The following is a 15,814-nucleotide window of genomic DNA, read 5'->3' as shown; positions in this document are numbered from 1 at the left end:
AACCGTGCGGCTTCGTTCATCGGTGACCCTCCTCACGGTTCCCCTGCTCGCCGTCGGTTTCGTGGCCACCGGGTGTGGTTCGGACGACGAGGCAGCGCCGAAAGGCGCGGCCGCCGCAGTCGGCACGACCAACGACATCAATCCCCACGATGTCGCGGACCTGCGCGACGGCGGCAATCTGCGACTGTCCATCTCGGCGTATCCCGCGAACTGGAACACGCTGTCGAATGACGGGAACGATTACGAGATCGGCAGCCTGGAACGCCCGATGATGCCGCGAGCGTTCAAAACCAATGCCGCGGGCGAGCTTTCGGTCAACACCGACTACTTCACCGATGTCCAGCTCACCAATACCAGCCCTCAGCAGGTCACCTACACGATCAATCCCAAGGCCGTGTGGTCCGACGGCAGTCCGATCACCTGGGAAGACATCCAATCCCAAGCGAACGCGCTCAGCGGCGCCGACAAGTCCTTCCTGATCGCGAACAACAGCGGATTCGATCGGGTGGAGAAGGTCGAACGCGGTGTCGACGATCGACAGGCGATCATCACCTTCAAGCAGCATTTCGCCGAGTGGCGCGGCCAGTTCGCGGGCAACTCGTTCCTCGTGCCGAAGACGGTGACCGCTACGCCGGAGTCGTTCAACAAGAGCGAGGTGGACGCGATCGGGCTCACGGCCGGGCCGTTCATCGTGCAGTCGACCGATCGCTCGCAGGGTCGGATCGTGCTCGGCCGCAACCCGAAATGGTGGGGTGACACACCGAAGCTCGACACGATCACCTACAGCATCCTCGACAGTTCCGCGGATCTGCCCGCGCTGCAGAACAACGAGATCGACGTGGCCGCTCTCGGCACTCGGGACGAGTTGAAGACCGCCAAGAACACCGCCGGTGTGGCTATCCGGCGGGCGCCGGGCAACGGCTGGAACCATCTGACGTTCAACGGCGCGCCGGGCTCGGTGCTATCAGATCCCAAGCTGCGCGTGGCGATCTCGAAGGCAATCGACCGGCAAGGCATCGTGACCGCGATCCAGAACGGGTTGGTCGAGAGCCCGAAGCCGCTCAACAACCATGTGTACATCCAGGGCCAGGCCGGTTATCAGGACAACAGTCTCGGCTTCGACCCCGCTGCCGCCGCCAAGGAACTCGACGACCTCGGTTGGAAACTCAACGGCGATGTCCGCGAGAAGGACGGCCGCAAGCTCGAGCTTCGCGACATCATGTACAACGAGGACACCTGGGTACAGATCGCGCAGATCATCCAGCAGAACCTGGCCCAGGTCGGGGTCAAGCTGAACATCGAGACCAAGTCTGGCAAGGGCTTTTTCACCGACGTGATCCAGCCCGGCGATTTCGATGTGGCGCAGTGGTCGTGGGTGGGCGATCCGTTCCCGCTCGGAAGCCTGAACCAGATCTACGGATACAACCCGAACGATCTCCAGGGCAACTACGGACGGATCGGCTCGCCTGAACTCAACGACCTGATCGAACAGGCGATTTCCGAGCTCGATCCGGCGAAGGCGATGGAACTGGCCAACCAGATCGACCGCAAGGTCTTCGAGGAGGGTCACTCCCTGCCGCTGATGCAGTCCACCGGGAACGTGGCGGTGCGTGCCAACCTCGCCAACTATGGCGCGGCGGGTCTGGCGTCGCTGGACTACACCAAAGTTGGCTTCCTGAAGTGAGTTTCGGATCGGGCCATCCTCTGGCCTATCCGATCAGCGTGACGATCGGCGCCCTGGCGGTATGCCTCGCTTGGGCGCCGTTCGGCGATCTGGGCCAGGTTGCGGGGTTGATGACGGTGGTGCTGGGGATCGCTGGGTATTCGGGCTACCGGATCGCCGTCGCTAAGGGGGTTTTGGCGTTCTGGCCTGCGGGAAGCGCTCGCGGCGTTGGCATTTCGCGTATTCGTCAGCAGCATCGACTGGTGAGCCGCTCGTGGTTGGAGATCAGCGGGACCGGCCGTCCGCGTTGGCTGCCGGTGTATTTCGACCCGGCCTTCGTGAGCATGACCCCGACCCGCGCCGACCTCACCGACCGAACCATCCACGTCGCGGGCCACCGCCTCTACCCCGCCGGCCGCATCCGCGCCACCGAACCCCCGGGCCGCCTCATCGACAACCCGTCGCTCCCCGACCCCGACGCCCCCACCCTCACCACCACCGCCACCCGCCTACGCCGCCGCCTCCTCCTCGACGCCCAACCCACCGTCGCCGCCCCCTTCGCCGCCCTCCTGTGGATCTACATCGACGGCGGCACCCTCACCACCTTCCTCGCCGCCACCACAGTCGCCGCCGCCACCGCCCTCTGGCTATCCGCCATCCGCGGCTCCGACCCGAGCTGAGCAGTTGATCGCAAGATCCGCCCTGGCGGCGGAGCCAAAGCTCTCCACGGACTTTCATCGCCTCTGGGCCGCATTCACCGTCAGCCAACTCGGAAGTGCGCTCAGCACAGGCGCTTTGCCGTTGATCGCGATCATTGTGGTGGGGGCGTCCGACTTTCGGGTTGCGTTGCTCGCGGCGCTCTCGGCGGTGGTCGGCGCGGTGGTCGCGCTGCCGCTCGGGCCGTTCGTCGAGTTCCGGCGCAAACGCCCGGTGATGATCAGCGCGGACCTGCTGTGTTTCGTGACGCTCGCGACCGTGCCGGTGGCAATGGCGTTCGGGATTCTCGGCTACGCGCAGTTGTGCGCGGTGGCCACCGCCCAGGTGCTGGGGACGATGGTCTTCAACGCCGCCAGTGGTGCGCACCTCAAAGCTCTCGTGCCGGACTCGATGCTGGCCACCGCGAACAGCCGATTCGAGACGACGTTCTGGACCGTCTCCGGTGTCGGCGCGCCGATCGGCGGCATGCTGATCGGAGTCTTCGGGGCGGGTGTCACGGTGCTGATCGATGCCGTTAGTTTCCTACTGTCCGCGTTGGGGGTTCGCTCGTTGGCACAGCCTGAGCCTCCGCCACCGGTGGCGGAGATCGAGCGCCACTGGACGGCCGATATTCGCGGCGGGTGGACCCACATCTTTCGGCACCGCACGCTCCATGCGCTGTTTTGGAACGCGATGGTCTTCGGCGGCGCCGTCAGACTCACCGGTCCACTGCTGGCAGTTCTCATGCTGCGCGATCTGGGTCTCTCGCCGTGGCAGTACGGCATAGCGCTCGGGATCCCGAGCTTCGGTGGCATCGTCGGATCGCTGCTGACGGGGCGACTGATCGCCCGCTTCGGTGAACGCGACGTTCTGCTCGGCTTCGGCGTACTGCGCACCTGCTGGATGGGGTTGCTCGTGCTCGCCGGGCCCGGGGTGTCCGGACTGGTCGTCGTCGTGATCGCGGAGACGGCGCTGCTGTTCTGCGCGGGGGTGTTCAATCCGGTGTTCACCGCGTTCCGCATGCGCGCGACGGACGACGAGTTCATGGCGCGGGTAGGCATCGCGTGGTCCATCACCTCGCGCTGCTGTCAGCCGGTCTTCATCGCGCTGGGCGGCGCTCTGGCGGCGGCGACCAGCGTCCGGTTCGCCATCGGGTGTGCGGCCGTCGCCGTCTTGGCGAGTTCGTTGTTGCTGCCTTGGCGGAGCCGAGCAGGGCTTGATCAAATTGGTCTGACCACTTGACCTCCTGACCTATTTGGCGGAGGGTGGGGGTATGGCGTTGCAACCTGTGGTCAAGCGGTCGGTGTCGGGGGATGTTTTCGAGCAGATCGCGGCGGATGTGTTGAGTGGGGAGTTGGCGCCGGGGGTTAGTTTGCCCAGCGAGCGGCAGTTGGCGGAGGCGTTGGGGGTCTCGCGGCCCGCGGTGCGGGAGGCGTTGCAGCGGCTGGCGGCGGCGGGGTTGGTGGCGGTGCGGCAGGGGGACGCGACGACCGTGCTGGACTATCGGCGCGGGGCGGGGCTAGAGGTGTTGCCTCGGCTGTTGGTGCAGCGTGGTGAGCTCGAGCCCGCGGTGGCGCGCAGCATCCTGGAGGCGCGGCTGCACAACGGGCCGAAGGTCGCCGAGCTCGCCGCATCGCGACTGGCCGAGGCCGCGCCACGCTCGACTCCGGACGCGCGACCAGCTTCCGCGAAGATGCCCCGAACCGAGACGAATGCGCCTGCCGCGCAACGCGATACGGTCCGCGAAGCCTTGGAGAACTGCATCGCCGCACTGGCGATCGAGGAAGACCTGGTGGCGCAGCAGCGGCACGCGATGGAGTTCTGGGATCTCGTCGTGGACGCCGCGGACTCGATCGTGTTCCGGCTGATGTTCAACATGCTGCGCGCCGCCTATGAACCGGCGCTCGCGGCGCTGGCCCCGATCATGTCCGCCGAGGTGGGCAATGTCGGGGCCTATCGCGAACTGGCCGCCGCCATCGTGGCGGGCAGGCCGCAAGAGGCCGCCGATACCGCCCGAGCTCTGCTCGAGCCGGCGACCACCGCACTGCTCGAGGTCCTCGACGGACCCCGGGCACGCTTCACCTAGGAAACACCATGACGAAATCTCGTCCATCACAGCAGGATTCGGCCGCCGCACGGGTACGCAACGACGAACGGTCGCTGCGGCGCGGGCTCACCCTCGCCGCGGCGTTCCGCGAGTTCCTGCGCCACCCCTCGCCATGGCTCATCGGACTCACGCTCCTCGCGGCCCTGATCGGCCGGGTGCTGGTCGGCGACTGGCAATCGACCGACGCGCTGGTGCCCGCGGCGATTCTGGCAGTTTTCCCGATCTTCGAGTGGATCGTGCACGTCACCGTATTGCACTGGCGGCCTCGGCAACTCGGCCCGATACCGATCGACAGCGAGCTCGCCCGCAAACACCGTGCGCACCATGTGGATCCGCGCGACATTCCGCTGATCTTCATCCCGACCAGGACGCTCTCGGTGCTGGTCGTGGTCCTGATCGCATTGGCCGCCTTCGCCTTTCCGCGCCTCGGACTCGGCCTGACGTTCCTGCTCACCATCACGACCCTCGGCCTCGGCTACGAGTGGACGCACTACCTCATCCACACCGACTACAAGCCGAAAGGCTCGCTCTACCGGGCGGTGTGGCGCAATCACCGCCACCACCACTACAAGAACGAGCACTACTGGTTCACCGTCACCACCTCCGGCACGGCGGACCGCCTCTTCGGCACGCACCCCGACCCCGCCGACACCGAGTCCTCCCCCACCGCACGCCGTCTCCACGCGAGCTGACACGCCACCGTCCACGAGCCATCGCCCCACTCCGGGGCGATGGCTTTTTCGTGTCTCGAGACGTCTGTGACCAGGCGCACCCCGATCTCCTCGAAAGAACTTCTTGACTCAGTACCCTAGGGGGGTATGGTAATTCTCATCAGCACGGCGGAGGCCGTCGCGACAGAAGGAGAGACACCATGAGCACCGCGATCACCGTGACCGTCACCGGAATGACCTGCGGCGGCTGCGCCGGACGGGTGCGCGAGGGCATCGGCCGCCTCGACGGGGTCACCGGTGTCGCCGTCGACCTCCCCACCGGCCGGGTCACCGTCGACAGCGCGGCGCCGATCGACCGCGCGACGATCGCCGAGGCGGTCGGCCAGGCCGGTTACACGGTCACCGGCTGACACCGAGACACACGGAGTTTCCGATGAAGGCATCCACCAAGTTCGCCGGCTTCGCCCTCGGCCTCGCGGCCGTCTTCGGCATCGCCGTGACGGTCGGCGCGACGATCGGCCCGGAGCCGGCCACCTCTGATTCGCACGCGCACGACGCGGCCGCGCCCACCCGGGCCGACGCGGCGGGAGCCACGATGGCCACCGAGGACGGATACACCCTGCGGCTGGACACCGCGCTCACCGCCGCGGCTCCGAACGTCCCGCTGCGCTTCGGCATCCTGAACCAGGACGGCACACCGCTGACCCGCTACCAGCGCAACCACGACAAGGACCTGCACCTCATCGTGGTCCGCCGCGACATGGCCGCGTTCCAGCACGTGCACCCGGCCCTGGCCGGCGACGGAACCTGGAGCGTCCCCCTGGACCTCACCCGCGCGGGCGACTACCGCGTCTTCGCGGACTTCATCCCCGAGGGCGGTCAGAACCTGACCCTGGCCACCGATCTGCGCGTCGCGGGCGACTATGCCCCGCGACCGCTACCGGCCGCGTCGACCACCAGCACGGTCGGCGACTACACGGTCACCCTCGACGGCACCGTGAACGTGGGCCGGTCGTCGAAGATCACGCTGTCGGTAAGCCGGGACGGCAAACCGGTCACCGATCTTCAGCCCTACCTGGCGGCCTACGGCCACCTCGTCGCGCTGCGCGCCGCCGACCTGGCCTACCTGCACGTCCACCCGGAGGGTGAGCCAGGCGACGGCATCACCCCCTCGGGACCGGGTATCACCTTCTACGTCACCGCGCCGAGCGCGGGCGACTATCGACTGTTCCTCGACTTCCAGCACGAAGGCGTGGTCCGCACTGCCGAGTTCACCCTGACCGTCGGCCAGGGCGCCGCGACGGCCGAGCCGGTGACCCACGGCGCGCCCGCCCCCGAACCGGCGCACGGCCACTGATCGCCGACGCCGCCGACCGAATCTCCACTACCGTGCCGCACAGAACGGAGCACACGATGACCACCACGAAACAACCACCCGGCATCGGGCAGGTCGAACTGGTGATCGGCGGCATGACCTGCGCGTCCTGCGCCAATCGCATCGAGAAGAAGCTGAACAAGCTCGACGGGGTCACCGCGACGGTGAACTACGCGACCGAGAAGGCCCGCGTCGACGTGACCGGCGATATCTCGCCCGAGGACCTGATCGCCACCGTCGAGCAGGCCGGCTACAGCGCGACCCTGCCCACGCCGAAGGTCACGGAAACCGTTGCGGCCGAGCCGGATCCGACCGCCTCGCTGCGCACCCGGTTGCTCGTCTCGCTGGTACTGACGGTGCCGGTGATCGCGATGGCGATGATCCCGGCGCTGCAGTTCACCAACTGGCAGTGGCTGTCGCTGACGCTGGCCGCGCCGGTGGTGGTGTGGGGCGCGCTACCGTTCCACCGCGCGGCGTGGACCAACCTGCGCCACGGCACGGCCACCATGGACACGCTGGTGTCGATGGGCACCCTCGCCGCGCTGGGCTGGTCGCTGTACGCGCTGTTCTGGGGCACGGCGGGCACGCCGGGCATGAAGCACCCGTTCGAGTTCACCATCTCGCGGATGGACGGCACGGGCAGCATCTACCTGGAGGCCGCGGCGGGCGTCACCACGTTCATCCTGGCCGGACGCTTCTTCGAGGCGCGCTCCAAGCGACGGGCCGGCGCGGCGCTGCGCGCGCTGCTCGAGCTCGGCGCCAAGGAGGTGTCGGTGCTGCGCGACGGGGCCGAGCAGCGGATACCCGTCGAGCAGCTGGCCGTCGGCGACCGGTTCGTGGTCCGGCCGGGCGAGAAGATCGCCACCGACGGCGTGGTGGTCGAGGGCTCCTCCGCCGTGGACGCCTCGATGCTGACCGGCGAGTCCGTGCCGGTCGAGGTCGGCGTCGACGACGCGGTGGTCGGCGCGACGGTGAACGTCGGCGGCCGGATCGTGGTGCGGGCCAACCGGATCGGCTCGGACACTCAGCTGGCGCAGATGGCGAAGCTGGTCGAGGACGCGCAGACCGGCAAGGCGCAGGCGCAGCGGCTGGCCGACCAGATCTCGGGGTTCTTCGTGCCGATCGTGATCGCGCTCTCGGTCGCGACGCTCGGATTCTGGCTCGGCACCGGCGGTTCGGTCGCCGCCGCCTTCACCGCCGCGGTCGCGGTGCTGATCATCGCCTGCCCGTGCGCCCTCGGGCTGGCCACGCCGACCGCGCTGATGGTCGGCACCGGTCGCGGCGCGCAGCTCGGCATCCTGATCAAGGGCCCGGAGGTGCTGGAGTCGACGAGGCGGGTGGACACCGTGGTGCTCGACAAGACCGGCACGGTCACCACCGGCCGGATGACCCTGCTGGACGTCGTCGCGGCCGAGGGCGAAGACGCCGATCGGGTGCTCGCGCTCGCCGGGGCGCTGGAGGACTCGTCCGAGCACCCGATCGCGCAGGCGATCGCCAAGGGCGCCGCGGCGAAAGTCGGTGCGCCGCAAGCGGTCGAGGGCTTTGCGAATATCGAGGGCCTCGGGGTGCAGGGCGTGGTGGACGGGCACGCGGTGGTCGTCGGCCGGGCCCGGCTGCTCGCGGACTGGTCGCAGGAGCTCGACGCCGAGCTGGTACGGGCCATGCGGGACGCCGAGGCCGAGGGCAAGACGGCGGTGGCGGTCGGCTGGGACGGTAAGGCCCGCGGTGTGCTGGTGGTCGCGGACGCGGTGAAACCCTCGTCGGCTCAGGCGATTTCGCAGCTGCGCGCCCTCGGGCTCACCCCGATCATGCTGACCGGCGACAACAAGGCCGCCGCGGCGGCCATCGCCGCCCAGGTCGGCATCGACGAGGTGATCGCGGAGGTGCTGCCGAAGGACAAGGTCGACACCGTCGAACGGCTACAGGCCGAGGGCAAGGTCGTCGCGATGGTGGGCGACGGGGTCAACGACGCCGCGGCGCTGGCGCAGGCCGACCTCGGCCTGGCCATGGGCACCGGCACCGACGTGGCCATCGAGGCGAGCGATCTCACGCTGGTCCGCGGCGATCTGCGGGCCGCGGTCGACGCGATTCGCCTGTCCCGCAGGACGCTCGGCACCATCAAGGGCAACCTGTTCTGGGCCTTCGCCTACAACGTCGCCGCCATCCCCCTGGCCATGGCCGGGCTGCTGAACCCGATGCTCGCGGGCGCCGCCATGGCGTTCTCCTCGGTCTTCGTCGTCAGCAACAGCCTTCGCTTGCGCACCTTCCGCTCCACCGCGGCGTAATTCGAGCGATCGAACGGGGCGGCACCCAACGGTGCCGCCCCGTTCGGCGTTGCGCGAGCCGACGCATTAGGTGATGGAGACCTTGCGGGGCAGATCCGGCGCATCGAGGAACGCGTGGACATGATCGGTCGCCCATTCCCGGTAGGTGCGGGGTGCGCGGCCGAGGGCTCGGCGCAGGTCGTCGGTGACGACGGCATTACCGCCCCCTCGAACATAGGCCTGGCCCGCCAGGGCGCCCGCGACGAACTCCTCGGAAAGCCCTGCGGCGAGCATGTTTTCGCGGGCGACCGCGTCCGGCACATCGACGACCTCCACCGGACGGGCGAGCACCTCCGCGAGCACGGCGGCCTGGTCCGCGGCGGTCAGCAGTTCGGGACCGGTCAGGGTGTAGACGCGGCCGGCGTGCTCGGAGGTGAGCAGCGCCTCCACCGCCACCGCCGAGACGTCGCGCGGGTCGACGACGCCCTGACTGCCCCCGCCGGTCATGCTCGGCACGGGCTGCCCGGTGCGGATCGCGTCGGCCCAGCTCAACGTGTTCGAGGCGAAAGAACTGGGGCGCAGGATGGTCCAGTCGACGCCGCTGTCCCTGACCGCCCGCTCGCCGGGCAGATGCCAGCCGCCGATGTGACCCAGCTCGGCCTCGCCGGTGCCGATGGCGGAGAGCTTCACGATGCGGCGAACTCCGGCCTCGACCGCGGTGACGATCAGCGCGCGGTCGAGATCGGCGTACTCCGGCCCGAGCATGCCGACGGCGAACGCGGCCTCGGCGCCGGACGCGGCCGCCGCGATCGAGGCCGGGTCATGGTAGTCGCCGCGGACCACCTCGACGCCGTCGGGAAACTGGGCCCGGGCCGGGTCGCGGGTGACCGCGCGGACCCGCTCGCCGCGCGCCGCCAATTGCCGGACGATCTCGCTGCCGATGGTGCCGGTGGCACCGGTGATCAGAATCATGAGCCCAACGCTGCTGTCTCGACCAGCCGGTTCTCTAGGAAAATTCGGCACACCCGGTCCCCTGTTCGGTGCTTACAGTGGATCCGGTGACCACCCTCTCGCGTCCGGCGCTCGTCGTGACGGCCGACCTCGTCGAGGCGACGGTGCCCGCGCCGGAGTCGTTGCGGCCCTGGCTCACCGAGCTCGGGCGCATTCCGACGATCCGCGACCCGGCCGGGTCGTTCGCCCATGTCCCCCAAGCCGCGACCACGATCGTGCTGCGCAGGCAGGAGTCCGCGCCCCGCGCGGCGTTCGTGATCGGGCCACAGACCAGGGCCCGCTACTACCAGCCGGACAAGCCGGCGGCGTGTCTGCGGCTGCGTTTGGCGCCGGGCGCGGTCCGGCCGCTGCTCGGCGTGCCCGCGTCCGCCCTCACCGATCGCGTGGTCCGCCTCACGGATCTGCCCGGCATCGCGGCCGGTCTCGCGGGCGAACTGAACGAGCTGGACGCCGACGAGATCTTCGCGTTTCTGAAAGACCAACTGCCGCAGCGCATCTCGGAAGACGCTACCCGACGGGCGCAGCGCGACATCCTGCGCTCGGCCGTCGCGGCGCTGTCGGCGCGGCCGGACGGTCGCTCCATGACCGCCCTGGCCCGCGAGCTCGCCGTCAGCGAACGTCAGCTGCGCAACCTGTTCACCGCCGGGATCGGCGTCTCCCCCAAGCATTTCGCGCGAATAGGTCGCGTGCGCCGCATCCTGTCGCAGGTGCGGGCCGGGACCCCCGTCGGCGGAGGCGAGCACGAGCCGCCCGACGCGACCTCGCTCGCTCAGCTCGCCGCCGACAACGGCTACTTCGACCAGTCGCACATGACCGCCGACTTCCGCACCCTCATGGGTGTCCCGCCGCGCTCGTTCCTGCGTGGCGCGGTTCCCACACCTTCCCCCTGCCGGCCGCTCGACCGCATCTGAGGGTCAGGGACGCTGGGACTTGGCGCGGCGGCGAGCCAGTTCTTCCTGCTCGAGGACGGCGGCCTCGGCCAGGGTGGGCGCGGTGCCGCCGAGGCGGGCGGGGACCCAGCGGGCGCCGGGTTCCATCGGGTAGTCGCGCTGGGCCTCAGTGAGCAGCTCGCTCATGTGGGTGCGGAGCGTCGCGGTGAGGGTTTCCGGAGGTTCCGCCGGTGGTATGGGCTCGCCGACGCGGATATTGATCGGAAACCGATGGCGGCCCAGCCGTTTCGGAATGTCCTTCGTCCAGACGCGGTGGGCGCCCCAGATGACCACGGGGATGATCGGGACGCCGGCCTCGATCGCCATGCGGGCGGCGCCGGACTTGAACTCCTTCAACTCGAAGCTGCGGCTGATCGTCGCCTCCGGGTAGACCACGACGAGTTCGCCATCGCGCAGCGCGTGCACGGCGCGACTGTAGGACTGCGCGCCCGCCGTTCGGTCGACGCCGATCGCCTTGCAGTGCTTCATGAGGAAGCCGACGATGCCGTGCTCGAGTTCGGCCTTCATCATGTATCGCACATTGCGCCCTGACCGGCGCCCGACCAGCCCGACCTCCATGAAGTCCAGGTACGCGGTGTGGTTCACGGCGAGCACCGCGCCGCCGGAGCTCGGGATCCGGTCCTGGCCCGCGATATTGATCCGCAGACCCTGCACCAGGAAAATGGTGCGGACCAAGCCGGTGAGTACGTCGTAAACCGGTTCCCGCGCCATCCGCATCTCCGCTGTTACTAGGCCGTCTTCTTCCGCGCGGCCTTCTCCGCGGCCTCGGCGGCATCGAGCGCGTCGGCCTCCTCCAGGGTAGGAGCGCTGCCGCCGAGACGGGCGGGGACCCAGTACGCGCCCGGCTCGTGGTGGTAGTCCTTCTGCAGGTCGAGCAGCATCTCCTGCATGGTCGAGCGCAGCTCGGCGGTCAGCTCCGACGCCGGCTCGAACGGCGGGATCGGCGCGCCGACGGCGATGGAGATCGGAGTGTTGGTGCGGCCCAGCCGCTTCGGGAAACCCTTGGTCCACACCCGCTGCGCGCCCCAGATGACGATCGGGATGATCGGCACGTCGGCCTCGATGGCCATGCGCGCGGCACCGGACTTGAAGTCCTTGATCTCGAAGCTGCGGCTGATGGTCGCCTCGGGGTACACGCCGACGAGCTCACCCCGCCGCAGGTAATCCACCGCGGCCTTGTAGGAGTCCGCGCCCGCGCCCCGGTCGACCGGAATATGCTTGAGCGCGCGCATAATCGGGCCGGAGATCTTGTCGTCGAAGACCTCCTTCTTCGCCATGAACCGGATATAGCGCTTGGGCGTGCGCACCGGTAGACCCGCGTAGGTGAAGTCCATGTACCCGGTGTGGTTGACCGCGAGCACGGCACCACCCCGCGCGGGGATATGTTCATCGCCCTTGACGGTGAACTTCAGGCCTTCGACGAAGAAGACGGTACGGGCGAGGCCGATGATCGTCCGGTAGACGGGTTCCACAATTCCGCTAGCGTAGTCGCTGACTGTCCCCTCCGGCAGTGGGCCGCTGCTTTGTGGGTCACGCCGGGTCCGGGGCGGCTCGATCGGCCCGTCGCATGGTGTAAGAGAAGAGGATCGTCGAAGTGGAATGCGCCCGTCCGAATCCCTCTGGACGCGACCGGAAAACGCCGCACGCGGAGTTCACTCGACGGGGCGGCACGCGGGTCCTGCTCGGTGGCTTGGCGCTCACCGGCGCGTTCGTGCTCGCGGGCTGTGACTCGACGGTCGGCATCCCGGGCGATGACGAGCCGGTGGCGGTCTCGGCCGTGAGCAAGACACCGCCCGCCGCCATCCCGGCGACTCCCGTGCCGTTCACGACCGCGGCGGCCGCGCCCTCGGTCGGCCCGGTCACCGAACTGCCCGCCTCGGTGCGGCGTTGGGCCGACGACCTGAAGACGGCCACCGTCGCGCAGTTGCAGGCCAAGTGCTGGACCATCGCGCCGCGCAACGTGGCCGACATGTACGCCGACGAGCAGTCCATTCTCGCCGCCCTCGCCCAGCCCGGCACGGCGACCTCGGACGGCATCACCTGGAAGACCAGGAACACCACCGTCGCCGTCGACCGCGCCGCGCTCGACACCGGCTACGCCTGCCCGCGGGTCGCCTCGGCGGGCGCCGACATCGACTACAACGACGCCGACGCCCGGCACACCGTGCGCCGCTACCTGGCCCGATTCGTCGGCACGCCGCTCGACGCCGCCGATAAGGAGGGCACTTACCCGCTGATCTGTAAGGCGACGCCGGCGACATGGGATCCCACCGGCACCGGCAAGGGGATCCCCGCGCCGCTGGCGGTCACTCCCGGAAAGCTGACCGGCGCGACCAAATTCGCCGATCAGGAGATCAGCTCCGAGCGACTACGCGGGGATTACATCGCGGTGCAGGTCCCGGTGACCAACCCCGCGGGCACGACCCAGACCCGGACCTTCACCCTGGTCGCCGGCGCCCAGGGCTACTGCATCGGCGACGTTTCCGCGTAGTCGCGCCCGCTTCGGCGACGACGCCCCCGACACCGGCGGCACCGCGTCGGCCGCCGGTCCACCCAGCCACTACCCTGGAGGGCTGGTAACGGTAGGAGGAGCAGCTCGTGCAGATCACCAGCGTCGGACACGCCGGATTCCACATCCGCACCGCGGCGGGGTCGATCCTTTGCGACCCGTGGGTCAACCCCGCGTACTTCGCGTCGTGGTTCCCGTTCCCGGACAACACCCAGCTGGACTGGGACGAGCTGGGCAACTGCGATTTCCTCTACGTCTCGCACCTGCACCGCGATCACTTCGACGCGAAGAACCTGGCCGAGCACGTCAACAAGGACGCGACGGTGCTGCTGCCGGACTACCCGGTGCCGGATCTGAAGCGCGAACTGGAGAAGCTCGGCTTCCACAAGTTCTTCGAGACCGAGGACTCGGTCAAGCACACCATCAGCGCCAACGGCGCCGAGATCGACATCATGATCATCGCGTTGCGCGCGCCCGCCGACGGCCCGATCGGCGACTCCGGGCTGGTCGTCTCCGACGGCGAGACCACGTGTTTCAACATGAACGACGCCCGCCCGGTCGACATGGACGTGCTGCACGACGCGTTCGGCCACGTCGACATCCACCTGCTGCAGTACTCGGGCGCCATCTGGTACCCGATGGTCTACGACATCCCCAGCCGGACCAAGTCCAACTTCGGCAAGCAGAAGCGCCAGCGCGGCATGGACCGGTGCCGCAGCTACATCGAGCAGGTCGGCGCCACCTGGGTGGTGCCGTCGGCCGGGCCGCCGGTGTTCCTGGACGACGAGCTGCGCTACCTCAACGACGACCACGGCGACGAGGGCAATATCTTCCCGGACCAGATGGTGTTCCTGGAGCAGATGCGCATCCACGGCAACGAGGGCGGGATCCTGATGATCCCCGGGTCCGTCGCCGACGTCCGCGGGGCCGAGCTGGAGCTGACCCACCCCTTCGAGCCCGGGTTGATCTACGACAACAAGGCCGAGTACATCGAGTTGATGGCGCAGCGGCTCGCGCCGGTGCTCGCGGCGGAGAAGCAGACCTGGGCCACCGGCGAAGGCCCGCTGCTCGAACCGCTGAAGGCGCTGTTCGAGCCGATCATGGCGCAGAGTGATCTGATCTGCGACGGCATCGGCTACCCGGTCGGGCTGGTGATCGGCGACGAGACGGTGGTCCTGGACTTCCCCAAGCGCGTGGTGCGCGGGCCGATCGACGGAGAAGGCAAGTACCGCTACGGTTTCCGCATCGCGCCCGAGCTGGTGCGGACGGTGCTGCGGGACAACGAACCCGACTGGGTGAACACCATCTTCCTGTCCACCCGCTTCCAGGCGTGGCGGATCGGCGGCTACAACGAGTTCCTCTACACCTTCTTCAAATGTCTCACCGACGAGCGGATCGCCTACGCCGACGGCTGGTTCGCCGAGGCGCACGACGACTCCGCCTCGACCGAGCTGGCCGGGTGGGAGGTGCAGCGCCGCTGCCCGCACCTCAAGGCGGACCTGTCGAAATTCGGTGTGGTGGAGGGCAATACGCTCACCTGCAACCTGCACGGCTGGCAGTGGGACCTGGAGTCGGGGCGCTGTAAGACGTCCAAGGGACACGAACTGCGCTCACGCAAGCTGAGCTGAGACCCGCGCTCAGCCGTGGGAGCGGGTGGCGATGCCGACGGCGACCAGGGTCAGGGCGCTGCCCACTACCGCGGTGACGGACAGGCCCGCCTCGGTCGGGGCGGCGATGTCCAGCACGATCGACGTCAGGAGTTGGCCCGCCACGGAGGTCAAGCCGAGCAGCAGGACGCCGATCCAGCGGACGGTGAGGGCGGCCAGGGCGATGAACCCCACGCCGATCAGGCCGCCGACATAAAGCCATGGCCGCGTGGGGAATTCGGTCGGTAGGCCGGAGTCGATCACGATGACGCCCTCCAGCACCACCAGGGCGACAAGGCCGACGCAGAAGTTGGTCAGGGTGGCCGACAGCGCGCCGCCGACCGCACCGACGCGACCGTTGACCGCCTGCTGCCAGGCCATGCCGATGCCCGCCAAGGCGGGCAGGACGATCAGCAGTGCGGTCGGCGCACCGCGCAAAGAGTCGGGGACCGAGAGGGCGCCGATCGGCGCGCCCGAGCGGCCCGAACCCGCGACCAGCACGGCGATCACGGCGAGGGCGGCCGCGCCGAACCGCAACGCGGTGACCGGAGTCCGGCCGTTCGGCGCGACGCCGAGGCGATCCACCACGAGACTGCTCAGCAGCTGGCCCGCGACCACGGCGACCGTGAACGCCGTGACGCCGATCGCCGCGACCGTGAGGCCCTGACAGGCGACGAAGAGCGCACCGCAGAGCCCGCCGAGCAGATGCCACGGGCGCAGCGTGCCCGCCGCCAGCGCGACCCGAACCCGCGCGGCGCCCTCGCGCAGGCGACCGCTGAACGCGAACACGAGCACCAGGACCAGCAGCCCGAGGCCGAAACTGACGGTGGCCGCAGCGATCCGTCGTGCAACCGCGCACCGAGCGCCCCGTTGATCCGCCCCTGCACCGCCACCCCGGCCCCGATGCACAACCCGAACCCCA

The 15,814-nt window shown here is 69.0% G+C and carries 15 protein-coding genes; 11 read left to right on the top strand and 4 right to left on the bottom strand.

Going from position 1 to position 15,814, the window contains the following annotated elements; genetic code table 11:
• Nucleotides 1-4: 4 nt before the first annotated feature.
• From ON39_RS00480 to ON39_RS00445, 8 genes are all read left to right on the top strand, one after another.
• Nucleotides 5-1,684: an ABC transporter family substrate-binding protein gene (locus tag ON39_RS00480; protein WP_040729382.1), complete on the top strand. Its 1,680-nt coding sequence runs from the start codon at nucleotides 5-7 to the stop codon at nucleotides 1,682-1,684.
• A complete protein-coding gene (locus ON39_RS00475; protein ID WP_051186127.1) occupies nucleotides 1,681-2,343 on the top strand; it encodes a hypothetical protein in 663 nt (220 codons plus the stop codon). Before ON39_RS00480 ends, ON39_RS00475 begins: the two co-directional genes overlap by 4 nt.
• Nucleotides 2,344-2,347: 4 nt before the next feature.
• Entirely contained in the window at nucleotides 2,348-3,601 is a 1,254-nt protein-coding gene (locus ON39_RS00470) for an MFS transporter (protein ID WP_085998106.1), read from the top strand.
• A gap of 31 nt (nucleotides 3,602-3,632) precedes the next feature.
• The gene (locus tag ON39_RS00465) at nucleotides 3,633-4,445 is read left to right on the top strand and encodes a FadR/GntR family transcriptional regulator (protein WP_040729380.1); all 813 of its coding nucleotides are present in this window, start codon (nucleotides 3,633-3,635) and stop codon (nucleotides 4,443-4,445) included.
• An 8-nt stretch (nucleotides 4,446-4,453) separates the two neighbouring features.
• The gene (locus tag ON39_RS00460; RefSeq protein ID WP_083894176.1) at nucleotides 4,454-5,158 is read left to right on the top strand and encodes a sterol desaturase family protein; all 705 of its coding nucleotides are present in this window, start codon (nucleotides 4,454-4,456) and stop codon (nucleotides 5,156-5,158) included.
• A 179-nt stretch (nucleotides 5,159-5,337) separates the two neighbouring features.
• Nucleotides 5,338-5,547, top strand: coding sequence for a heavy-metal-associated domain-containing protein (locus tag ON39_RS00455; protein WP_040729378.1), 210 nt, complete (start codon nucleotides 5,338-5,340; stop codon nucleotides 5,545-5,547).
• 23 nt (nucleotides 5,548-5,570) lie between these two features.
• Complete coding sequence (locus tag ON39_RS00450) at nucleotides 5,571-6,494, top strand: DUF8832 domain-containing protein (RefSeq protein ID WP_040729375.1); 924 nt, start codon at nucleotides 5,571-5,573, stop codon at nucleotides 6,492-6,494.
• 56 nt (nucleotides 6,495-6,550) lie between these two features.
• Nucleotides 6,551-8,797, top strand: a complete 2,247-nt coding sequence (locus tag ON39_RS00445; protein WP_040729410.1) for a heavy metal translocating P-type ATPase — start codon at nucleotides 6,551-6,553, stop codon at nucleotides 8,795-8,797.
• Between the two features lie 66 nt (nucleotides 8,798-8,863).
• Here ON39_RS00445 and ON39_RS00440 read toward each other — a convergent pair whose 3' ends face one another.
• Nucleotides 8,864-9,748: an NAD(P)H-binding protein gene (locus ON39_RS00440; RefSeq protein ID WP_040729373.1), complete on the bottom strand. Its 885-nt coding sequence runs from the start codon at nucleotides 9,746-9,748 to the stop codon at nucleotides 8,864-8,866.
• A gap of 86 nt (nucleotides 9,749-9,834) precedes the next feature.
• Here ON39_RS00440 and ON39_RS00435 point away from each other — a divergent pair, with 86 nt between their 5' ends.
• Nucleotides 9,835-10,698 carry an AraC family transcriptional regulator gene (locus tag ON39_RS00435; protein WP_211336349.1) on the top strand — a complete coding sequence of 288 codons (864 nt, stop codon included), beginning with the start codon at nucleotides 9,835-9,837 and terminating at the stop codon, nucleotides 10,696-10,698.
• A gap of 3 nt (nucleotides 10,699-10,701) precedes the next feature.
• Here ON39_RS00435 and ON39_RS00430 read toward each other — a convergent pair whose 3' ends face one another.
• Together ON39_RS00430 and ON39_RS00425 are read right to left on the bottom strand one after the other, a co-directional pair.
• A complete protein-coding gene (locus ON39_RS00430; RefSeq protein WP_040729407.1) occupies nucleotides 10,702-11,448 on the bottom strand; it encodes a lysophospholipid acyltransferase family protein in 747 nt (248 codons plus the stop codon).
• Nucleotides 11,449-11,465: 17 nt separating this feature from the next.
• Nucleotides 11,466-12,209, bottom strand: coding sequence for a lysophospholipid acyltransferase family protein (locus ON39_RS00425; protein WP_040729371.1), 744 nt, complete (start codon nucleotides 12,207-12,209; stop codon nucleotides 11,466-11,468).
• A 122-nt stretch (nucleotides 12,210-12,331) separates the two neighbouring features.
• Between ON39_RS00425 and ON39_RS00420 the strand changes: the two genes are divergently transcribed.
• Complete coding sequence (locus ON39_RS00420; protein WP_051186123.1) at nucleotides 12,332-13,228, top strand: hypothetical protein; 897 nt, start codon at nucleotides 12,332-12,334, stop codon at nucleotides 13,226-13,228.
• A 107-nt stretch (nucleotides 13,229-13,335) separates the two neighbouring features.
• Nucleotides 13,336-14,874: a Rieske 2Fe-2S domain-containing protein gene (locus ON39_RS00415; RefSeq protein ID WP_040729369.1), complete on the top strand. Its 1,539-nt coding sequence runs from the start codon at nucleotides 13,336-13,338 to the stop codon at nucleotides 14,872-14,874.
• Nucleotides 14,875-14,883: 9 nt separating this feature from the next.
• On the opposite strand, the gene ON39_RS00410 is transcribed toward ON39_RS00415, so the two are convergent.
• Nucleotides 14,884-15,814 (bottom strand): DMT family transporter (locus tag ON39_RS00410; protein ID WP_255219219.1); only part of this gene is annotated, 931 nt, incomplete at its 5' end.

The sequence above is a fragment of the Nocardia tenerifensis NBRC 101015 genome (assembly GCF_000308715.1).
Lineage (GTDB): Bacteria > Actinomycetota > Actinomycetes > Mycobacteriales > Mycobacteriaceae > Nocardia > Nocardia tenerifensis.
The sequence above is the reverse complement of the archived record's forward strand: the minus strand, read 5'-3'. Positions and strand labels throughout refer to the sequence as shown.